The organism is Pseudomonas lini, from assembly GCF_030812475.1.
In the GTDB taxonomy this organism is placed as follows: Bacteria; Pseudomonadota; Gammaproteobacteria; order Pseudomonadales; family Pseudomonadaceae; genus Aquipseudomonas; species Aquipseudomonas lini_A.
This window is the reverse complement of the sequence record NZ_JAUSSR010000010.1, coordinates 224,898-246,228: the sequence shown is the minus strand read 5'-3', so window position 1 is coordinate 246,228 and position 21,331 is coordinate 224,898. Positions and strand designations below refer to the sequence as shown.

Genomic DNA, 21,331 nt, shown 5'->3' with positions numbered 1-21,331 from the left:
TTAGCGGAACGTCTCAACCGCCCTTGACAAGACATCAACTCATCGGCATGATTCGCGGCCTATTTTGTTTGCTATTTCCTAAAAAGTCTTTCGAGGAGCTCGACGGTGGCCAACACACCTTCCGCCAAAAAACGTGCAAAACAGGCTGAGAAGCGTCGCAGCCACAACGCCAGCCTGCGTTCCATGGTTCGTACCTACATCAAGAATGTAGTTAAGGCCATTGACGCAAAAGACGCTGAAAAAGCTCAAGCTGCTTACGTTCTGGCCGTGCCAGTTATCGACCGTATGGCCGATAAAGGCATCATCCACAAGAACAAGGCCGCTCGTCATAAGAGCCGCCTGAACGGTCACGTCAAGGCTCTGAACCTTGCTGTTGCCGCATAAGCGATAAGCTTGTTAAAAAACCGACCTCAGGGTCGGTTTTTTATTGCCTGCGTTTTGATGCGCACACAAAAAAACTGTGGGAGCGAGCTTGCTCGCGAAAAACTCAAAGACACCGCGCTCATTCAGAATGCCCGCGTTATCGTTGAAGTCCATCGCGAGCAAGCTCGCTCCCACACTGGTTTTCTCCCACGCTGGTTTTGCGTCAGCTTATTGAGCGTGCGCCCATGGCAAAATCGGGATTGCCGTCACCGCATTCTGCGGACTGCCCTCAATCAAACGATCGCTATAGACCAGATACACCAGCGTATTGCGCTTCTTGTCGAGGAAACGCACCACCTGCATGGTCTTGAACACCAGCGAAGTACGCTCCTTGAACACCTCGTCGCCATCCTTCAGATCACCCTTGAAGCTGATCGGCCCGACCTGACGGCAAGCGATGGACGCCTCGGCGCGATCCTCAGCCAGCCCCAGACCGCCCTTCACCCCACCCGTTTTGGCGCGCGACAGGTAGCAGGTCACGCCCTCCACTTTCGGATCATCAAATGCCTCAACGACGATACGATCGTTCGGACCGACAAACTTGAACACTGTCGACACCTGACCGATCTCCTCGGCCGAGGCCAGCAGCGGCATCGCCAACAGCAGACCCAACCATCCTTTTGCCACGCGCATTCAGGTATTCCTTCAGACCAGGATCAGGTTATCGCGGTGAACCAGTTCCGGCTCCGCCATATAACCCAACAGACCGACAATCGCCTCAGACGACTGCCCGATGATTTTTTGCGCCTCCAGCGCGCTGTAATTGGCCAGGCCACGGGCGATTTCGCGACCGTCCGGCGCGACGCAGACCACCATTTCGCCACGCCGGAAGCTGCCCTGGACCAGCTTGACGCCCACCGGCAGCAAGCTTTTGTTGCCCTGGGACAACGCCGTCACGGCGCCCGCATCCAGCACCAGTGTGCCGCGGGTCTGCAGATGCCCGGCCAGCCATTGCTTGCGCGCCGCCAACATGCCGCGCTCAGGAGACAGCAAGGTGCCGATTCGCTCGCCCGCCTTGAGGCGATCCAGCACTCGCTCAAGTCGCCCGCCCACAATAATCGTGTGCGCACCGGAACGGGCAGCCAGTCGCGCAGCCCGCAATTTGGTCTGCATGCCGCCACGCCCCAGCGCACCACCGGTACCACCGGCCACCGCATCCAGCGCCGGATCATCGGCACGGGCTTCGTAAATCAGACTGGCACCGGGATTGTTACGCGGGTCGGCGTCGAACATGCCATCGCGATCGGTGAGGATCACCAGCAAGTCAGCTTCGACCAGGTTGGCCACCAGTGCCGCCAGGGTGTCGTTGTCGCCGAAACGAATTTCGTCGGTGACCACGGTGTCGTTCTCGTTGATCACCGGGATGACCTTGAGCTCGACCAGCGCACGCAAGGTACTGCGAGCGTTCAGGTAGCGCTTGCGATCAGACAGATCATCGTGCGTCAGGAGAATCTGCGCGGTATGCCGGCCATGCCGGGCAAAGCTCGACTCCCAGGCCTGCACCAGGCCCATCTGGCCGATGGCGGCAGCTGCCTGAAGCTCGTGCATCGCACTGGGTCGCACGGTCCAGCCCAGGCGGCTCATGCCTGCCGCTACCGCCCCGGAGGACACCAGCACCAGTTCGACGCCCGCCTCATGCAAGGCCACCATCTGTTCGACCCAGACACCCATTGCCGCGCGATCCAGGCCCTTGCCGTCCGCCGTCAGCAAAGCGCTGCCGATTTTCACGACCCAACGCTGCGCACCTGCCACCTTGCTCCGCATCATCTTCAACCTTAGCTTGAGGACAGCGCGACCTGGCACTGCCCGTGACGTTAATCGTGGTTATTCGTGACCAACGATCGATTTCCAGATACTAAAACGCCGCTCATGTGAGCGGCGCTTAAGTTTATCTCAACGAATCAATCACGCACGTAAATGATTTCCGGACCGTCTTCGTCATCCACGTCTTCTTCGTCCCAATCATCGTCGCCGATGTCATGGACCGACTTCACGCCACTGCGGCGCAGGGCACGCTGGTCATCCAGGGCCTGCAACTGGGCACGGGCTTCGTCTTCGATGCGCTGATCGAGATCGGCCAGCTCTTCCTTGTAGGCCGGGTCGTTGGCCAGGCGATCGGCGCGATCTTCCATGTAGCGCATGATGTCGTGGCACAGACGCTCGGTGCCCAGCTTGGAGATGGCCGAGATCACATAGACCGGACCCGTCCACTCCAGGCGATCGACGATTTCCTTGACGCGAGCGTCGTGCTCTTCTTCAAGAATCTGGTCGCACTTGTTCAGCACCAGCCAACGGTCACGCTCGGCCAGCGACGGACTGAACTTGGTCAACTCGCTGACAATCACTTCAGCCGCATCCGGGGCACTGGTGTCATCCAGCGGCGCCATGTCGACGAGGTGCAGCAGCAGACGGGTACGCGACAAGTGCTTGAGGAAGCGAATCCCCAGGCCCGCGCCATCGGAAGCGCCTTCGATCAGGCCCGGAATGTCCGCGACAACGAAGCTCTTCCAGCGATCGACGCTGACCACGCCCAGGTTCGGCACCAGCGTGGTGAACGGATAGTCGGCGACCTTCGGCTTGGCGGCCGACACCGAACGAATGAAGGTACTTTTGCCAGCGTTCGGCAAGCCCAGCAGACCGACGTCAGCCAACACCTTCATTTCCAGCTTGAGGTCACGCGCCTCACCCGGCTTACCCGGAGTGGTCTGGCGAGGAGCGCGGTTGGTACTGGACTTGAAGCGGGTGTTGCCCAGACCGTGCCAGCCGCCATGAGCCACCAGCAGCTTCTGGCCAGCCTTGGTCAGGTCACCGATCACCTCCTGGGTGCCAGCGTCGATAACCGTGGTGCCGACCGGTACGCGCAGCACCAGCTCCTCACCTTTTTTACCTGTGCAGTCGGTGCTGCCGCCGTTGGAACCGCGCTCGGCATCGAAGTGCCGGGTGTAACGGTAGTCCACCAGGGTGTTGAGGTTTTCGTCGGCGATCATGTAGACCGAGCCGCCATCACCACCGTCGCCGCCGTTCGGGCCACCATTTTCAATGAATTTCTCGCGACGGAAGCTCATGCAACCGTTGCCGCCGTCGCCGGCCTTTACTCGAATCGATACTTCATCAACAAACTTCATAACAAAACGCCTCTCGCCATACGGACGAGCCGAAAAAACCTAGACATAAGACTCTTGCAAAAATGAGCGCAGCGACCTCAATCAACGACCGCGAATCCAGCGCTGGAGCCCATTACAAACAGCTTTGCAAGAGACTCACCCCACAAACGAAAAAGCCCCGTCGCGAGACAGGGCTTTTCCAGCAACTACGTAATTATGCCGCGACGACGTCAGTCTTCGGGACGATGCTCACGTAACGGCGACCGAAGGCGCCTTTTACTTCGAACTTGATCACGCCGTCGATTTTAGCGAACAGAGTGTGATCCTTGCCCATGCCAACGCCGTAGCCAGCGTGGAATTGGGTGCCGCGCTGACGCACGATGATGTTGCCCGGAATGATAACCTGGCCGCCATACATCTTCACGCCAAGGCGTTTGGCTTCTGAGTCGCGACCGTTACGGGTACTACCACCAGCTTTTTTGTGTGCCATGAGTTCAATTCTCCTAGTGAGGAATTAGGCTGAAATTAAGCCTGAATACCGGTGATTTTGATCTCGGTGTACCACTGGCGGTGGCCCATACGCTTCATGTGGTGCTTACGGCGACGGAACTTGATGATGCGGACTTTATCGTGACGACCTTGGGAGATCACTTCAGCCACAACGGTAGCGCCAGCAACAACTGGAGCGCCGATATTCACGTCGTCGCCATTGGCAACCAACAGAACGCGATCAAAAGTAACGGATTCGCCGGTAGCGATTTCCAGTTTTTCGATCTTCAGGTATTCACCTGGAGCAACTTTGTACTGCTTGCCACCAGTAACGATTACTGCATAAGACATGGTATTTCTCCGATAATCCTGCTCACCCAGCTCTTTATAAGAAGAGGTATTGGCTGGCATGGCTGCATAGGGCTGGAAGGCCTGTCTGCAATTGCGTAAGGCAGGTGCTGCCCAGGAAGTTCAGGGTGCGCGATTGTACGCAAGCTGACAGGCCGATGCAAGAGGCCGCCCATCGTACCTTGACACCCGCCGACGTGGGTCCTAGCATGCCGCGCAACCCTTCTGGAGCAACTGTCTCTGATGCAACCCCAAGCTTTCTACCGCGCGGTGGCGGACGATTTCAAAGCCGTCGACGGCATCATCAAGAAGCAGCTGACGTCCCGAGTGCCGCTGGTGTCGAAAATCGGCGACTACATTACCTCGGCCGGCGGTAAACGCCTGCGCCCCTTATTGGTGCTGCTGTGTGGCAAGGCCCTGGGTCGCGAAGGCGATGACATGCGCCTGCTGGCCGCGACCATCGAGTTCCTGCACACCGCCACCCTGCTGCATGACGACGTGGTCGACATGTCCGGCATGCGCCGCGGCCGCTCGACCGCCAACGCCATGTGGGGCAACGCTCCAAGCGTGCTGGTCGGCGACTTCCTGTATTCGCGCTCCTTCGAAATGATGGTCGAACTGGGTTCCATGCCGGTGATGAAGATCCTTTCGCAAGCCACGCGGATCATTGCCGAAGGTGAGGTGCTGCAGCTGTCGAAGGTCCGTGACGCCAGCACCACCGAAGAAACCTACATGGAAGTCATCCGCGGCAAGACGGCGATGCTGTTTGAAGCCTCGACCCACAGTGCCGCGGCCCTGGCCGGTGCCACACCGGAACAGAGTGAAGCGCTGCGCACTTTCGGTGATCACCTGGGTATCGCCTTCCAGTTGGTCGATGACCTGCTGGATTATAAAGGGGACGCGCAAACCCTTGGCAAGAACGTCGGTGACGATCTGGCCGAAGGCAAACCCACCCTGCCGCTGATCTACACCATGCGCGAAGGCACGCCGGAACAGGCGACACTGGTGCGCAAGGCGATTCAGAAAGGCGGTATCGAGGACCTGGAAAGCATCCGCGAGGCCGTTGAAGCGTCCGGTTCCCTCGAGTACACCGCGCAGCTGGCCCGCGACTACGTGGCCCGTGCGATCAAGTGCCTCGATGCGCTGCCTGCCAGCGAGTATCGGGATGCGCTGGTCGAGCTAAGCGAGTTTGCGGTCGCCCGCACGCACTGACCTGCCCTTCGCAGGAGCCGGCTTGCTGGCGAATGCATCACCACGGTACTTCTGAAACACCGTGGCGTATGCATCGCCAGCAAGCCGGCTCCTACAGCGAACGCATCACGCCGATGCTCCTGAAACACCGCGGTGCATGCATTCGCCAGCAAGCCGGCTCCTACGGCGCCTAAAACCCTATACAATGTGCGACTTTTAGCCATCCTCAATCCAAGGAGCTTTAGTGAGCACGTTGCCACCCTGCCCGAAATGCAACTCCGAATACACCTACGAAGACGGCGCACAGCTGATCTGCCCCGAGTGCGCCCATGAGTGGTCCGCCGGCGGCGAAGTGGAAGCAGTGTCCGATGACGCCGTGAAAAAGGATTCGGTCGGCAACATCCTGCAGGATGGCGACACCATCACCGTGATCAAGGACCTCAAGGTCAAGGGCACGTCGCTGGTGGTCAAGGTCGGCACCAAGGTCAAGAACATTCGCCTGTGCGATGGCGACCACGACATCGACTGCAAGATCGACGGCATCGGCCCGATGAAACTCAAATCCGAGTTCGTCAGAAAAGTCTGACTCTGCTGTATGACCGTCCCGCGCCCTGCGTGGGATGGTGCTTCACCCTCCTCGCCTCGTGATCGTAGGAGCCGGCTTGCTGGCGAATGGCATCCACTGGGTTTCAAGCCTGAACCCCGTCGCCTGCATCGCCAGCAAGCCGGCTCCTACAGGTTACATCTGGAAAAAAGCACAAACGGCCAAATAGGCCCTTGCTATTTGATGAATAAGAATTATTCTCATTGAAACTTTCAAAGGAGATGAGAACCATGACTTATTTGATCGACGCCTGGCTGGACCGCCCACATCCTTACCTCAGGATCCTGCATCGGGAAACCGGGGAAGTGTGTGCAGTGCTTGAAGAGGAAGCCTTGAACGAGCTGCAGGATCAGGGTGATCTGGACGTCAACGGCCTGAGTTCCAGCGAGCCGGTAGTGCTCAAGGAACTGGTGCGTAATCTGTTTCTGTTCTGCTATGCCCGGGCATTGCGCCCGACCAGCGACCTGAACCATAAGATCGAATTATGAAAATGCAACATGTCGGAGCGAGCCCTGTGGGAGCGGGCTTGCTCGCGAAGAGGCCATAACATTCAACATCATCGTTGAATGACACACCGCTTTCGCGAGCAAGCCCGCTCCCACATGACCGAGCCCGCTCCGACACTCAGTCTTACAGAACGTCGAGCAGCTCGACGTCGAATACCAGTACGCTATGCGGCGGAATGCTGCCAACGCCTTGAGCGCCGTAAGCCAGTTCGCTCGGCACGTACAGACGCCATTTGCTGCCGGCGTTCATCAGTTGCAGGGCTTCGGTCCAGCCGGCAATCACGCCGCCAACCGGGAATTCCGCAGGCTGGCCACGATCATAGGAGCTGTCGAACACAGTGCCGTCGATCAGTGTGCCGTGGTAGTGGGTGCGCACGGTGTCTTCACGGGATGGCTTGGCGCCTTCACCTGCGGTCAACACTTCAAATTGCAGGCCGGAAGCCAGGGTAGTGATGCCATCACGCTTGGCGTTTTCAGCCAGGAAGGCCAAGCCTTCGCCCGCCGCCGCTTCAGCCTTGGCTGCCGCTTCGGCTTGCATGATTTCGCGGATGACCTTGAAGCTGGCGGACATCTCTTCCTGACCCACACGGCTTGGCTTGCCGGCGAAAGCATCGGTCAGACCGGCCAGGATTGCGTCCAGGCTGACACCCGGTGGCGGGTTGTCGCGCAGCTGGTCACCCAGCTGACGGCCAATACCGTAGCTGACGCGGGTTTCGTCGGTGGACAGATTTACTTCGGACATGACACTGCTCCGCTGTGCGGACGGCCCGGAACTTGCCGTGCGTGCACAGCGCGTCCCGGAGCGCCCGGAACCAAAAGGGCCAGCAGACTAGCACAGATGCCATCGCGTTGATCAGGGGGTCAGTGCTGCCACCCGGTACGGAAGGCGATCGGTACCTTCAGGCTTTCTTCCGAACTGGCACCAAGGCCGCACATTTCGTCATGCACCGAGGTGTGCACGAGGTTGAACTGCAAGGTGGGAAAGTCGCGAAGCAGCTCACGGGCATGCTCGACCGAGCGCAGATGAAACGACTCGCCGCGCTTATCGCTCAGGGGAAAGGCCGCGCCGTGCATGCGCGCTTCGAGCAGATAGATTCCCCCTTCCAGCGAGATCAGGTTGAGCTCATCGACTTTGCCGGCGATGGCATAGGCATTCAATTCTTGCAGGTTCATGAACACACCTCACACTGTGGCGAGCCAGGATTCCTACAGGCATAGGCTTCGGTGCAACAAAGCACAAGCCACCAACGATACCGCTCGTCTGGTTCACCCTCCCTTTGTAGGAGCCAGCTTGCTGGCGATGGTCGTCAACGATAACGCTGGAAGCCTGAAACCCCGCGGCGCCCTCAGGGTTATCGCGAGCAAGCTCGCTCCTACAGGGGGGCGGTTGTGCAACTCAGTGCTTGGTCAGCTTGTCCAGGTAACCCATGGCGAACGCGGAGACCACGAAGGTCATGTGGATGATCACGTACCACTTCAAGTGCTCGGGATCGACGTTCTTGGCATCCATGAAGATCCGCAGCAGGTGGATGGAGGAAATTGCCACGATGGAGGCCGCCACTTTCATCTTCAACGAAGACGAATCCATGGTGCCCAACCAGTTGAGCTTTTCCTTGTGGTCGTCGATATCCAGCTGGGAAACGAAGTTCTCGTAGCCGGAAATCATCACCATCACCAGCAAACCGCCAACCAGGGCCATATCGATCAGCGACAACAACACCAGAATCAGGTCCGATTCGGCCATCGAGAACACGTTAGGAATGACGTGAAACACTTCCTGGAAGAATTTCAGCGCCAGTGCCAACAAGCCAAGGGACAGGCCGAAGTAGATCGGCGCCAGAAGCCAGCGGGAGGCATACATTGCATTTTCGATAAAGCGTTCCATTGAATCTCACAGTTGGGCTGGAAATGGACGCGAGTATACCAGCCACCTGTTACACCCAGAAACAACCGAAAAATCCGTAGCCTGCGCGTGTGTGACAAGGTTTTTCTGCTAGTGTCCAAACTATTGACAGCTAAGCGACATCGGACAGGAAAACGGGAAAATGGATGTGCGATTGCCTTTAACGAGCGCCGGAATATGCCTGGTTCTGCTGATGAGTGGCTGCTCACCCAGTGATGCCAAACTCCCGGTCAGCCTCGAGGAAAAGACGGCGCAGTTCGAGAAGTCTCTGGAAGCGATTCAGGACCCGAAACTCAAGGATGCCGTGGCCGAACTTGGCGGCTCACTGTTGTTGCTCGAGCGTGCTCAGCTCAAGCTTGAGAGCAAACCTGTGGAAACCGAGTACGACGAAGACGTCCTCGCCGTGCTCAAGCACTACCCCACGCCCCAGGATCTGGTCGACACCTACATCAACGGTCTGTTCGTGCTCCACAAAGACTCCAGCTCCGACTACTTGACCGATCTGCAGCCGGTATTCCCCTTCAACTTCAACAGCCCGGCCGCGTTTCTTTTTCCCCATGGCGTGGAATGGCAGTCTGTGACCTTGAGCAACAAGCGCGTCATCCCGTTCCAGCCGGAATGGTCGGAAACCGATCCTGGCATTCAGCTGAGCCCTTCGAGCTCCAACCTGACCAACCCCGATGACCTGACGGTAACCTACCCGTTCATTGATGGCCTGGACGTTGAAAACAAGAACCAGCCACAACCGGTGAGTCTACAGGGCAAGGTGGAAGTTATCGCGCCGCGCCGGCTCTACAGTTTCGACCTGACGAAAAAGGACGTCGGTCAAACCCGTACCAACGACAACCTCAGCGTCACCCTGTTGAAAATGGACGACAACTACGCCGAAATCGAATTCAGCAACAGCGCGCCCCTGGCCGCCGAGCTCAGCGACATAACCTTGAACCCGCTGATCGTCCAGGCCAGAGACAGCACCGGGCAATTCCTCTCGCGCTCGGGCTCGATCAATGAAACCGCTGCGCAAATAGCCTTCTATCAGAAGCAACTGGCGAATATGCAACAGCAGAAAGCCTGGAGCGAGGCATTCGCAAAACAGCTCGATGAAGAGCAACGCGCCTTTGAGCAGCAACAGAAACAGCATTACTCCAAGGTATACTTCAACGGGCCGATCGAGACCCTGGAAGTCAGCGTGCTGGATTTTTCTGCGGCGACGGTGACCCGCAAGAACCTGAACCTTCCGGTACGCCGCTTCGACCGGCACACCACAGCAAAATCCATCCAGCCGCTGACGTTGCCGGTGGTGGTGTACGACGACCAGGCCCCGACCTGGCTCCAGGGGGCGACGCTGGGCGAGGAACAACTGAAGAAGAGTGTCAGCGTCAGTCAGTCAGTCGATGACCCGAGTGCAGCGCGCATTGAGTTCGATCACCCCAGAAGCTTCAATGATGAACTGCTCGGCACCGCCTTGAACGTTGGCAAAAGCCCGGTCACTTTCTTCACCGAAGACGCTGACGGCAAACGGGATGGGCCGATTGAATTGCCGCCGCAGGCGTACCAGGTCGATCCCCCGCGCGGCACTATCACCTATGACCTGAACCTGTTTCCCGAAACACCGGCCTACGCGGTCGGCTCCTTTCCCCTGTTCATGGCCACCGTCGACAAGAAAACCATCGACGCCCGCCAGTTACCCAAAGGACTGAAAATCAAAGGCAATGCATTGGTGGTCGATTCGAAATTGTTCCCCGCCCAGGACTGGCGTTTCTTTGCCAGGGACGGCAGCGGCCACTATCTGAAGGAGATCCTGTCGGTCAGTCACGATGCGGGCGCAGAAGGCCCGGCGTTATTCGCTGTGCATTACTTCTACGGCCAGCCCACCCAACTGGAAACCTACCAGCGCACCGACCTCGTCACCGTACAATACGGTTTCGAGGTCAAACTGGACAAGGCTGACCTTGACCGATAGTCGACTCAGCGGTCGGGCCGGAACTCGAAGCCGGGATTGCGCGAACGGCCACCATTGATTTCCCGCAGCTGGGCCTGCAGGTGCAGGCACCAGATTTGCGGGTCATCAGCCAGTTCGTAGCCATGCAGGGTCAGGCTTTCAACTATGGTGTCGAGGATTGATTCAGCCACGAAGGGGCCATGAAACGGGCCCTGGGCTTTAATGGCTGAAGGTTGTTCGCCGGCCATTCCGGCGGCAAAAAGCAAGGTCCACATGCCCGTATCCCCCGCCAGTGGGCGGATGGCACATTCGATACGGGTCACAAGACCCAGGCATTGACGGGTGAGGCAGAGGTTGCGCGACATGGCGGCGACCCTCGGTAGATCCGGTATTCAGCCCCCACGGGGAGGCTGTCTCGATCCAGTGATTACTGTCGATATCCTTGACCTGATCATAGAAGAAAAGTCTGACTAGCACGTCAAGTTAGACCAAAAGGCGCCGAATGGTCATTGTGTGAATTTTGACGTCAGAGTGATGGCACTTTTTTCGCTGAATGTCGATTTTGACGACACCACAAAACCTGTGGGAGCGAGCTTGCTCGCGATAGCGGACTTCCAGCCAACAGAGATGTTGAAGTAAGTCCCTCATCGCGAGCAAGCTCGCTCCCACAGGATCGGCGTGATCTCAGATCAGGCGTATGTCAGGCCGGTTTGGCCTCGACCAATGCTTCCTGCGCAGCCTCCTTCTCGGCTTCCTTCAGATCTTCCTCACTGATCATTTCCGCGATCACGCGCAAACGCTCCACCACCCGTGCGTTAACGCTGCCTTCAGGGAATTCGCCATGCTCATCCGGTGCGCCCGCCGGTTCACCGACCAACAGGCTCAGCGCCTCGTCCGCCTGGCGTACCGCATAGACATGAAACTGCCCCGCACGCACCGCGGACAGCACTTTCTCGTCGAGCATCAGCGTGGCAACGTTGGCCTGCGGAATGATCGCGCCTTGCTCGCCGGTCAGCCCGCGGGCTTCGCAGAGCCGGAAGAAGCCTTCGATCTTCTCGTTGACCCCGCCCACCGCCTGCACTTCACCAAACTGGTTGATCGAGCCGGTGATTGCAAAGCACTGCTTGAGCGGGGTTTTCGACAAGGCCGAGATCAGGGTGCAGGCTTCGCCCAACGAGGCACTGTCACCATCGACGTAACCGTAGGATTGCTCCAGGGCGATACTGGCGGAAATCGCCAGGGGGAATTCCTGGGCATAACGGCTGCCCAGATACCCGGTGAGGATCATCACCCCCTTGGAGTGAATCGGCTGGCCGAGGTTGACCTCGCGCTCGATGTCGACGATGCCGCTGCCACCCGGGTAGACCGTGGCGGAAATCCGCGCCGGCACACCGAAGGCCGAGTCGCCCACTTCCAGAACCGTCAGCCCGTTGCACTTGCCGACGGCGGCACCGTCCGTGTCGATGAGGATGATCCCGGCCAGCATGTCATCGAGAATACGCGCAGAAACTCGCCCGGTGCGGGTGGCCTTGGCTTTGAGTGCACGTTCGATGTGCCCGGCGTCGGTCATTTCGTCGGCCGCCAGGTGGCGAATGAAATCCGCCTCGCTGACCAGCTGGAACAAATCACCGATCCGCGCCGACAAACGCCCCTGATGTTCGGCCAGGCGCGCGCTGTATGTCGCCAGGCGCGCCACTGCATCGGCGGTCAGCGGTGCCATGCCTTCTTCGGAGGTACGGGTCTTGAGCAACTGGGCGAACTGCTCCAGGCTTTCGTCGACCATCGGGATGTCTTCGTCGAAATCCACCAGGACGCGGAACATTTCCTGGAAGTCCGGATCGAGGTCTTGCAGCGTGTAGTACAGCTGCCGGGCGCCGATGATGATGACTTTGACCTGCAACGGAATGTGTTGCGGTGTCAGGGTCACGGTGGCGAAACGACCCATCTCGCCCAGCGGCGATTCCATTTTCAGTTTGCGCGATTGCAGGGCGCGTTTGAGCGCATCCCACACGAACGGCTCACTGAGCATTTTTTCCGCTTCCAGGATCAGGAAGCCGCCGTTGGCCCGGTGAAAGGCACCCGGTCGCAGCTGCCGGTAGGTCGTGTATAACGCGCCCTGATCGGTGGTGTACTCGATCCGGCCGAACAGGTTTTCGTAAGTCGGGTGCGGCTCGAAAACCACTGGCGCACCGCCGCTGGCCGGATGACCGACCACCAGGCTCGGCGCGTACTGCTCCTCCAGCAACTTGCGCGCGACCGCGTCTGACTTGCTGTCATCCACCAGTTGCTCGACCACCGTCTTGAGCAGGTACACCTGCATCGCTTGCAGGTAGCCGCAGACTCCGGCGTTTTCCGCGTACTTTTCCGACAGCGGCGCAAGCAGTGGCTGCAAGGCCAGGGTGATGGTTTCTTCGTTGAGCTGGCGCAGTTCATTGCTCGACTCGCGCTTCCACTGCGCCAGGCTGGCGAGTTCTTCGTTCAGCCGCTCTTCGAGCCACGAAATGTCGTCGTGGAAGCGCTCGCGATCGGCTTCCGGCAACTGGGCGAATTCCGCTTCGTCCACCGCCTTGCCTTCAAACATCGGGGTGAACGCGATGTTGCTGCTGTCGCGATACAGCGCGACGTCTTTCTCGAGCGCCAGGCGCTCGATCACATCCAGCGCGCGGTCATAACGTTGATTGAACGCGCGATCGATGGCGCTTTTCTTCTGCTGGTAGGACGGATGCTCGAACACGGCCGGAAAAGTCGCCAGCAGGTTGTCGATCAGCCCGTTGATATCATCGATGAAGGCACCGGCGGTGCCTGCGGGAAACTCCAAGGCACGCGGCTCGCGAGGATCTTCGAAATTGTTGACGTAGACCCAGTCCGCCGGGGTCTGCAGGCGTTTGCCTTCAGCCTTCAGGTAGCGTTTGACGAACGAAAACCGGCCAGTGCCGGGCTCCCCCATGACGAATACGTTGTAACCGGGGCGTGGCATGGCCACACCGAACTGCAAGGCTTCGACCGCACGTTCCTGGCCAAGCACACCGCGAAAGGGCTCCAGATCATTGGTGGTAGAGAAGCTGAACTGTTCAGCGGAAAACGGACGGGTCAGCGCTTCGGGCGCTAGACGCAAGCTGGCAGCAACAGGATCAGGCATCGGGCTTCCTTACATCAGGCGGGGCAGATAGCGGCATTCTGGCGCTGCCCATGCATCACTTGCAAGGCGCGCCTCAAGCCAAAGCATAGTCAAAGTGGCATCTCCAGGCGGGCCGGGTCTAAATCAAGGTTTTTAACGAATATATTGCAAAAAATCACGGAACCCCTGGAACCTGCCTAAACTCCAAACTGCGCGGCTGGAACAATAACCGGCCCACTGGCGCCAGATCGGGCCAGACCCTGTCCATTGGTATGCACATAAAGAGAACATAGCTATGAAACGGATTCTTCTCGGTACTCTCTTCACCGCTGTATCCATCAACGCCATGGCTCAGGCGCCAGGCGGCCCGGATTGCGGTTGGGGCAACATGCTGTTCGAAGGTCAGCGTGGCACCCCGGCTCACTTCCTGGCATCCACCACCAACGGCACCTCCGGCAACGCAACCTTCGGTATGACCTCCGGTACCAACGGTTGCTCGACAAATGCGTCGCTGACCTATGGCGGCAAATCCTGGTTGGCCATGAATGGCATGATGAACGAGCTGTCCGAAGACATGGCTAAAGGTCAGGGCGAAGCGCTGACGACCTATGCCGTGGTACTGGGCGTGGCGCCGGAAGACCGTGCGCACTTCGCCGCCGTGACTCACGAGCACTTCCAGCAGATCTTCAGCAAGGCGGACGTTACCGCAGAAGACGTGCATACCAACACCCTGGCAGTCCTGAAAAGCGATCCGCGACTGGTCAAGTACGCCACTCAAGCTTAAGCTCGACCCGCCCGCACCTTTTCAGGGGCGGGCTTTATTTTTTGGACCTGCCCCCTCTGGTATGTCAATCAACGGTAGGAGCTGGCTTGCCAGCGATGGTCTCAAGAGCGCCGCGTTGAACCAGATCGTGCGCGTTATCGTTAACGACCATCGCTGCGGTGCGACGATTCGCCAAGCCAGCTCCTGCAGTGGAACGGTCAACCGCATCGGGTCTTTGTATTTTTTCGACTTAAGTTGCTCACTATGCTCAAACGCCTTGCCTGGCTGGCGCTCTGTGTCTGTGCCCCGCTGTCCGCCGCGCCACACATCGACAATCAACGTTTGCAGCAACTGGCCAACGACCCTTTCTGGATCTCCCTGGGCCATTACGAAACCGCCAAGCTCGGCGGCTGGCGCAGCTATGTCAGCGACAGGAAATTTTTCCTCGCACCCGACGGCAACGAACACCCCGATCGTGAGTTGACCGCGACCGTCCAGGCGCTCTACGCCCCCGCGAGTGCTGGCGAACAGCATGCACAATGCGTCTATCCTGCCCGCACCCGCTGGCTGAAAGCGCAACTCGAGCTGAACGATCTGCCGGCGCCGGACTGCAGCGAATTCAAGCAATGGTTCAAGGATGTCTCGCCCCACAGCGCGGTGATGATTTTCCCTGCGGCCTATCTGAACAGCCCTTCATCGATGTTCGGCCATACCTTGTTGCGCATCGATCAGGCTGACGTGCAGCGCGATAAAACCGCCCTGCTTAGCTATGCGATCAACTTCGGTGCCTACATCGAAGGCTCGGACAACAGCATCCTGTATGCCTGGAAGGGCTTGATGGGCGGCTATCCGGGCCTGTTTGCGCTGGTGCCTTATCAGGAAAAACTCTCGGAATACCGCAGTCTCGAGAACCGTGATCTGTGGGAATACCGTCTGAACCTGACCCAGGCAGAAACCGAGCGCATGGTCGAGCACGTCTGGGAACTGAAACAGATCCAGTTCGATTATTTCTTCTTCGACGAAAACTGCTCCTATCGCTTGCTGGAGCTGTTGCAAGTGGCCCGCCCGAGCCTGCGGCTGACCGGACAATTCCCACTGACCGCGATTCCCACCGACACCGTCAAGGCCGTGAAAGAAGCCGGGCTGGTCGAATCCATTGAGTATCGTCCGTCCCGGGAGCGTGAATTACTCAGCCGCGCCGAACCGTTGACCGATGAGGAGCAGCAGTGGGTATTGAAAGTCAGCGCCGACCAGAAGCAATTGCAAACCCCGGCGTTCAAGGCGCAAGCCCGCGACCGGCAGGCGTTGATCATCGATGCCGCGTACCGGTTGGAGCGCTACCGCGCCAACGGCCAGGAACGCGACCCGCATCGGGCACAGCGCAGTTTCGAATTGCTGCGGGCGATCAACCAGAACCCGGCACCGGCACTGGACATCCCGCGCCCCGGCCTGCCCGAGGACGGCCATGAATCCCGCACCTGGCAGGCCGGCATCGGCACTCGGGGCGACAAGGCCTTTGGCGAATATGGCCTGCGCATGGCGTATCACGACCTCAACGACAACGCCGAGAGCTTTCCCCTTGGCGCACAGATTGAAATCCTGCAGATGAAACTGCGTCAGTACGAAGGCAATCACTGGCAATTGCAGCAATTGGACCTGGCGACCATCCGCTCCCTGACCCCGCGTAATGCGTTGCTGCAACCACTCTCGTGGCAAGTCACCGGCGGTCTTGAGCGCGTGCCGGGCAAGCATGACGATGAAACGCTGGTCAGCCACGTCAATGGCGGTGGCGGCGGTACCTGGCAACTGGGCGACGACATGCTCGGCTTTGCCTTGGGCACCGTGCGCGTTGAACACAACAATGACTTTGCCGGCTTCATTGCTCCGGCGGCAGGCTTCAACAGCGGTTTGCTGTGGAACAACCCGCTGGGCAACTTCAGCCTGGAAGCCAAGGGAGATTTCTTTACCAATGGTGAAGTGCGTCGTAGCGTCAGTCTGAATCAACAGTGGGAATTGTCGCGCAACCTGGGTGTGCGCCTGAGTGCCCAACGCGAATTCAGCCACCTGGCCTCACCCGAGAACGAAGTGATGCTCGAGCTGAAGTGGTATCACTACTGACCTGACACACCATCCCCCTGTAGGAGCGAGCTTGCTCGCGATGGACGTTAACGATGACGCGGGCTGCCTGGATGAACGTGGTGCGCTCACGTCCTTCGCGAGCAAGCTCGCTCCTACAGGGTTTTATGGCGTTCAATGGATTTTTCACAGTCCTTCCACGATCGCCTCACGAGTCCACTCCTAGACTTTGCTCATCGGCCGTTGAACGGCCCGGGAGTGCGAGATGTGGCGTTGCGTGGGTGTAGCGGGTTTGTTGATGTTGATCGCGGGTTGCCAGACGACCCACGAGGACCTGATCGCCAAGGGGTATCCACCGGCATTCGCCGATGGTTTCGATGACGGCTGCAGCAGTGGCCGGCAAGCGGCAGGGGCAATCACTGGTGAGTTCCGCAAGAACGTCCCGCGCTACCTCAAGGACAAGCACTACGCCGAAGGCTGGAGCGATGGCTTCCGCCAGTGCCAGGCCATGCGCGAAAGCGAGGACCGGGAGGATTATCGCAGCCATCACTGGGACGAACGGGAAAAAGCCTGGCAACAGCAGAAAGACCAGGACGCCGCCCGTGCCTATCGCTCGCAATGAGTCGCTGACAGACATCCGTCGAAACTAAATACCGGTGACCATGGCCCAAACCCTATAACGGGAGAAAACCATGAGTCGTGCCTTCGTCAATGAAGATAACGCCGCAGCGCAAGCTGACCAGCCGGTCGAACGGCAGGTCAGCGATCAGCCCAATTACGTCACGCCCGCGGGTCTTGTTCAGTTGCAGAGGAAAGTTGCTGAACTGCAACAGCTGCACAGCGAGCAATCGGCCAAAGGCGAGCAGGCAGACAAGCAGCGCCTGGCCGACCTTGAGCGGGATTTGAGGTATTTCAAGCAGCGGCTGCAAAGCGCCCAGGTGGTGGCCGCCGCCAGCTCGACAGAAAAAGTGCAGATCGGCAGCCGAGTGACGTTCGCCGATGAAAACGATAGTCAACAGACGGTGCAACTGGTGGGTGAGGATCAGGCCGACGCCGCGGCAGGCCTGATCAACTGGGGTTCGCCTCTTGGCCGGGCGTTGCTCGGTGCGCAACTCGGTGACGAGGTGCTGTGGCTGCGTCCGGCGGGCGATCAGTTGATCGAGATCACCCGCATCGAACCGGCTTAAACCACGCCCTGGGCGAGCATGGCGTCGGCGACTTTGACGAAGCCGGCGATATTCGCGCCCTTGACGTAGTTGATCCGGCCGTTTTCTTCGCCGTAATGCACGCACGCGTGGTGGATCGATTGCATGATGGCGTGGAGCTTGCTGTCCACCTCACCACCGGTCCACAGCAGGCGCATGGCGTTCTGTGACATCTCCAGCCCGCTCACCGCGACGCCGCCGGCGTTGGAGGCCTTGCCCGGCGCAAACAAGATACCCGCCTCGATGAACAGATCCACCGCTTCCAGGGTGGTCGGCATGTTCGCGCCTTCTGCCACACAGCCACAACCGTTGCGCAACAGCGCGCGGGCCGCCTCGAGGTCGAGCTCGTTCTGGGTGGCGCACGGCAGCGCGATATCGCAGGCCAGCTCCCACGGGCACTGGCCGGCACGGAACTCCAGGCCAAAACCCGTGGCCAATTCGCTGATCCGTCCACGCTTGACGTTCTTCAACTCCAGCAACGCCAGCCATTGTTCCTCGGTCAAGCCAGCCTCGCAGTACAAGGTGCCTTCGGAGTCCGACAGGGAGATCACCTTGCCGCCCAGATCCATGACCTTGCGCGCTGCGTATTGGGCAACGTTGCCGGAACCCGAGATGGCGACGCGTTTGCCTTCGACGGTTTCACCGCTGCGCTTGAGCATTTCTTCAGCAAAGTACACACAGCCGAACCCGGTGGCTTCCGGGCGGATCAGGCTGCCGCCGTAGCTCGGGCCCTTGCCGGTCAACACGCTGGTGAACTGGTTGCTCAGGCGCTTGTACTGGCCGAAGAGGAAACCGATCTCCCGGGCACCGACGCCGATATCACCGGCGGGAACGTCAACGTCCGCACCGATGTGACGGTACAACTCGCTCATGAAGGCCTGGCAGAAACGCATGACTTCAGCGTCGCTTTTGCCTTTGGGGTCGAAGTCCGAACCGCCCTTGCCGCCACCCATGGGCAACGAAGTCAGCGAGTTTTTGAAGGTTTGTTCGAATGCGAGGAACTTCAATACGCCGAGGTTCACTGAAGGATGGAAGCGCAAGCCGCCCTTGTAAGGGCCGATGGCGCTGTTCATCTGGATACGAAAACCGCGATTGACCTGGACCTTGCCCTGATCATCGACCCAGGATACCCGGAACACAATCGCCCGCTCCGGCTCGCACATGCGCTCCAGGATGCCGGAGGTCAGATAGTGCGGATTGGCTTCAAGAAACGGCCAGAGGCTGCGCAGGACTTCTTCCACGGCCTGATGGAATTCGGGCTGGTCAGGGTCGCGCTTTTTCAGGCGGGCCAGGAAGGATTCGACGGATTCGATCATGGTGAAGTCTCGGCAAATTTGTTGTCGTTGGGAGAGATTGGGCCGGACTGTAACAAACGAATCGCGCACAGGAACAGAGCAAGATGTCGCATTTGTGAAATTAAATGGTGCGCAGGATATAAATTATTGCTGATTTAGCGCTTTATCCGCACCCAAATAGGGAGTGTCGAGTTGAGGTTTGCACTGCTATGGAGATCGCTTACGCGGGCGAGACCGCTCCCACAGGGATATGCAGAGTTCGGCAATCCGGCATTCACTGCAGCTCCCACAGGGATCTGTAGTGTTCGGCAATCCTGCATTCACTGCAGATCCCTGTGGGAGCTGGCTTGCCTGCGATGAATTCACCTCGGGGCACCTGAAAAAATACAAAAAAAACGGAGCCCGAAGGCTCCGTTTTTCTTGCAACCAACCCGAATCAGGCCAGTTTCTTGTGCCGTACGCGATGTGGCTGGGTAGCCGCTTCGCCAAGGCGCTTGCGGCGATCGGCTTCGTACTCGGTGTAGTTGCCTTCGAAGAACACCGCTTGCGAGTCGTCTTCGTACGCCAGGATGTGGGTCGCGACACGGTCAAGGAACCACCGATCGTGAGAGATCACAATGGCGGCGCCCGGGAAGTCCAGCAGGGCTTCTTCCAGGGAACGCAGGGTTTCAACGTCGAGGTCGTTGGACGGTTCGTCGAGCAGCAGGACGTTGCCGCCCTCTTTCAGGGTCAGGGCCAGGTGCAAGCGACCGCGCTCACCACCGGACAGGTCCTTGACGAACTTCTGCTGATCGCCACCCTTGAAGTTGAAGCGACCGACGTAGGTGCGCGACGGGATCTCGTAGTTGCCGATGCGGATCTGATCGGAACCGTCGGAGATTTGCTGGAACACAGTTTTACTGCCATCCAGGTCGTCGCGGCTCTGATCCACACAGGCAAGCTGCACGGTTTCGCCGACTTCAATGGTGCCCGAATCCGGTGTTTCCTTGCCCATCAGCATGCGGAACAGGGTCGATTTACCCGCGCCGTTACCGCCGATCACGCCAACGATGGCACCTTTAGGCATGGAGAACGACAGGTTGTCGATCAATACGCGATCGCCGTAGCCCTTGGAAACGTTCTTGAATTCGATGACCTTGTCGCCCAGGCGTGGACCGGCCGGGATGTAGATCTCGTTGGTTTCGCTGCGCTTCTGGAATTCCTGCGATTGCATTTCTTCGAAGCGTTGCAGACGAGCCTTGGATTTGGACTGGCGGGCCTTGGCGCCTTTGCGCACCCACTCCAGCTCTTCCTTCATGGCTTTTTCGTGGGCTGACTGCTGCTTGGATTCGGCAGCCAGACGATCGGACTTGGCTTCGAGCCAACCCGAATAGTTGCCCTCGTAAGGGATACCGGCGCCACGGTCGAGCTCGAGGATCCAGCCGGCAACGTTGTCCAGGAAGTACCGGTCGTGCGTGATCGCAACCACGGTGCCCGGGAAATCGTGCAGGAAGTGCTCCAGCCAGGCGACGGAGTCGGCATCCAGGTGGTTGGTTGGTTCGTCGAGCAGCAGCATGTCGGGTGCGGACAGCAGCAGGCGGCAAAGGGCCACACGACGCTTTTCACCACCCGACAGGAATTCGACCTTGGCATCCCAGGCTGGCAGACGCAGCGCATCGGCGGCGACTTCCAGTTGGCGATCCAGGTTGTGACCGTCGCTGGCTTGCAGGATGGCTTCGAGCTTGGCCTGCTCTGCCGCCAGCTTGTCGAAGTCGGCGTCTTCATCGGCGTAAGCGGCGTAGACCTCGTCCAGGCGCGCCTGGGCGTTCTTGATCACGCTGACTGCTTCCTCGACCACTTCACGCACGGTCTTGGTCGGATCCAGGATCGGTTCCTGGGGCAGGTAGCCGATGTTCAGCTCCGGCATCGGACGGGCTTCGCCTTCGAATTCGGTGTCGACGCCAGCCATGATCTTCAGCAGCGTGGACTTACCCGAACCGTTGAGGCCGAGTACGCCGATCTTGGCGCCCGGGAAGAACGACAGAGAAATGTTTTTCAGGATTTCCCGCTTCGGCGGAACAACTTTACCCAGCCGATGCATGGTGAATACGTATTGAGCCATGGAGAACCTTGGGTCAGTGACTGATGAATGATTGGAGGGCAGGCGATGCCCGGCCAGACTGTGCGCGATGCCGCTTGATCGGGACCAATGCGTGCGCGCTGGAAAAGTCTGATTCTAGGAGCTGGAACGCTCCCGCGTAACCGGCAAAGCTACCTGAATGACGGGAGGCAGTCCAGCCGGGCGGGACTGGCACTTTGCCACAACTCAAGGCATGCTAGCCGCCCTTCGGGCGTCCGGCTTATAGTGCACGTCGCGTCAGTCCA

The 21,331-nt window shown here is 59.0% G+C and carries 21 protein-coding genes; 9 read left to right on the top strand and 12 right to left on the bottom strand.

Annotated elements, in window-relative coordinates; genetic code table 11:
* Window positions 1-105 precede the first annotated feature (105 nt).
* Window positions 106-384, top strand: coding sequence for a 30S ribosomal protein S20 (rpsT, locus tag J2W17_RS20445; protein ID WP_008154937.1), 279 nt, complete (start codon window positions 106-108; stop codon window positions 382-384).
* Between the two features lie 207 nt (window positions 385-591).
* On the opposite strand, the gene J2W17_RS20440 is transcribed toward rpsT, so the two are convergent.
* From J2W17_RS20440 to rplU, 5 genes are all read right to left on the bottom strand, one after another.
* Entirely contained in the window at window positions 592-1,056 is a 465-nt protein-coding gene (locus tag J2W17_RS20440; RefSeq protein ID WP_307338323.1) for a CreA family protein, read from the bottom strand.
* Window positions 1,057-1,068: 12 nt separating this feature from the next.
* Window positions 1,069-2,187: a glutamate 5-kinase gene (gene proB / locus J2W17_RS20435; protein WP_307338537.1), complete on the bottom strand. Its 1,119-nt coding sequence runs from the start codon at window positions 2,185-2,187 to the stop codon at window positions 1,069-1,071.
* Window positions 2,188-2,324: 137 nt separating this feature from the next.
* The gene (gene cgtA, locus J2W17_RS20430; protein WP_150764909.1) at window positions 2,325-3,548 is read right to left on the bottom strand and encodes an Obg family GTPase CgtA; all 1,224 of its coding nucleotides are present in this window, start codon (window positions 3,546-3,548) and stop codon (window positions 2,325-2,327) included.
* A 193-nt stretch (window positions 3,549-3,741) separates the two neighbouring features.
* Window positions 3,742-4,017, bottom strand: a complete 276-nt coding sequence (rpmA, locus tag J2W17_RS20425) for a 50S ribosomal protein L27 (protein ID WP_007901871.1) — start codon at window positions 4,015-4,017, stop codon at window positions 3,742-3,744.
* 35 nt (window positions 4,018-4,052) lie between these two features.
* Window positions 4,053-4,367, bottom strand: coding sequence for a 50S ribosomal protein L21 (gene rplU, locus J2W17_RS20420; protein ID WP_003176051.1), 315 nt, complete (start codon window positions 4,365-4,367; stop codon window positions 4,053-4,055).
* Window positions 4,368-4,607: 240 nt separating this feature from the next.
* Here rplU and J2W17_RS20415 point away from each other — a divergent pair, with 240 nt between their 5' ends.
* The 3 genes from J2W17_RS20415 (at window position 4,608) to J2W17_RS20405 (ending at window position 6,647) form a co-directional block, all read left to right on the top strand.
* Window positions 4,608-5,576 carry a polyprenyl synthetase family protein gene (locus J2W17_RS20415; RefSeq protein WP_307338313.1) on the top strand — a complete coding sequence of 323 codons (969 nt, stop codon included), beginning with the start codon at window positions 4,608-4,610 and terminating at the stop codon, window positions 5,574-5,576.
* 223 nt (window positions 5,577-5,799) lie between these two features.
* Window positions 5,800-6,141, top strand: coding sequence for a zinc ribbon domain-containing protein YjdM (locus tag J2W17_RS20410; protein WP_307338310.1), 342 nt, complete (start codon window positions 5,800-5,802; stop codon window positions 6,139-6,141).
* 248 nt (window positions 6,142-6,389) lie between these two features.
* Window positions 6,390-6,647: a PA4570 family protein gene (locus tag J2W17_RS20405; protein WP_095632313.1), complete on the top strand. Its 258-nt coding sequence runs from the start codon at window positions 6,390-6,392 to the stop codon at window positions 6,645-6,647.
* A gap of 142 nt (window positions 6,648-6,789) precedes the next feature.
* Here the strand turns inward: J2W17_RS20405 and J2W17_RS20400 are convergent, their stop codons facing one another.
* The 3 genes from J2W17_RS20400 to J2W17_RS20385 all read right to left on the bottom strand — a co-directional run bounded on the left by J2W17_RS20400 (window position 6,790) and on the right by J2W17_RS20385 (window position 8,550).
* Window positions 6,790-7,407, bottom strand: a complete 618-nt coding sequence (locus J2W17_RS20400) for an FKBP-type peptidyl-prolyl cis-trans isomerase (RefSeq protein WP_017340863.1) — start codon at window positions 7,405-7,407, stop codon at window positions 6,790-6,792.
* Window positions 7,408-7,526: 119 nt separating this feature from the next.
* The gene (locus J2W17_RS20395) at window positions 7,527-7,838 is read right to left on the bottom strand and encodes a DUF6482 family protein (RefSeq protein WP_307338303.1); all 312 of its coding nucleotides are present in this window, start codon (window positions 7,836-7,838) and stop codon (window positions 7,527-7,529) included.
* Window positions 7,839-8,061: 223 nt separating this feature from the next.
* Window positions 8,062-8,550, bottom strand: coding sequence for a TIGR00645 family protein (locus J2W17_RS20385; protein ID WP_150734735.1), 489 nt, complete (start codon window positions 8,548-8,550; stop codon window positions 8,062-8,064).
* Between the two features lie 160 nt (window positions 8,551-8,710).
* On the opposite strand from J2W17_RS20385, the gene J2W17_RS20380 reads away from it, so the two are divergent.
* Complete coding sequence (locus J2W17_RS20380) at window positions 8,711-10,531, top strand: hypothetical protein (protein WP_307338297.1); 1,821 nt, start codon at window positions 8,711-8,713, stop codon at window positions 10,529-10,531.
* Between the two features lie 5 nt (window positions 10,532-10,536).
* On the opposite strand, the gene J2W17_RS20375 is transcribed toward J2W17_RS20380, so the two are convergent.
* Both J2W17_RS20375 and J2W17_RS20370 read right to left on the bottom strand, forming a co-directional pair.
* Entirely contained in the window at window positions 10,537-10,875 is a 339-nt protein-coding gene (locus tag J2W17_RS20375) for a PA4575 family protein (RefSeq protein WP_307338294.1), read from the bottom strand.
* Window positions 10,876-11,210: 335 nt separating this feature from the next.
* Window positions 11,211-13,649: a Lon protease family protein gene (locus J2W17_RS20370; RefSeq protein ID WP_307338291.1), complete on the bottom strand. Its 2,439-nt coding sequence runs from the start codon at window positions 13,647-13,649 to the stop codon at window positions 11,211-11,213.
* A gap of 274 nt (window positions 13,650-13,923) precedes the next feature.
* On the opposite strand from J2W17_RS20370, the gene J2W17_RS20365 reads away from it, so the two are divergent.
* The 4 genes from J2W17_RS20365 (at window position 13,924) to J2W17_RS20350 (ending at window position 17,654) form a co-directional block, all read left to right on the top strand.
* Window positions 13,924-14,412, top strand: coding sequence for a DUF3015 domain-containing protein (locus J2W17_RS20365; protein WP_307338287.1), 489 nt, complete (start codon window positions 13,924-13,926; stop codon window positions 14,410-14,412).
* Window positions 14,413-14,655: 243 nt separating this feature from the next.
* Window positions 14,656-16,509, top strand: a complete 1,854-nt coding sequence (locus J2W17_RS20360) for an Lnb N-terminal periplasmic domain-containing protein (protein WP_307338284.1) — start codon at window positions 14,656-14,658, stop codon at window positions 16,507-16,509.
* Between the two features lie 223 nt (window positions 16,510-16,732).
* Window positions 16,733-17,089: a hypothetical protein gene (locus J2W17_RS20355; protein WP_307338281.1), complete on the top strand. Its 357-nt coding sequence runs from the start codon at window positions 16,733-16,735 to the stop codon at window positions 17,087-17,089.
* A gap of 70 nt (window positions 17,090-17,159) precedes the next feature.
* Complete coding sequence (locus J2W17_RS20350; protein ID WP_307338277.1) at window positions 17,160-17,654, top strand: GreA/GreB family elongation factor; 495 nt, start codon at window positions 17,160-17,162, stop codon at window positions 17,652-17,654.
* On the opposite strand, the gene gdhA is transcribed toward J2W17_RS20350, so the two are convergent.
* Complete coding sequence (gdhA, locus tag J2W17_RS20345) at window positions 17,651-18,988, bottom strand: NADP-specific glutamate dehydrogenase (RefSeq protein ID WP_307338274.1); 1,338 nt, start codon at window positions 18,986-18,988, stop codon at window positions 17,651-17,653. The genes J2W17_RS20350 and gdhA overlap by 4 nt on opposite strands.
* A 415-nt stretch (window positions 18,989-19,403) precedes the next feature.
* Window positions 19,404-21,068 carry an energy-dependent translational throttle protein EttA gene (gene ettA / locus J2W17_RS20340; protein ID WP_307338271.1) on the bottom strand — a complete coding sequence of 555 codons (1,665 nt, stop codon included), beginning with the start codon at window positions 21,066-21,068 and terminating at the stop codon, window positions 19,404-19,406.
* Between the last annotated feature and the right edge of the window lie 263 nt (window positions 21,069-21,331).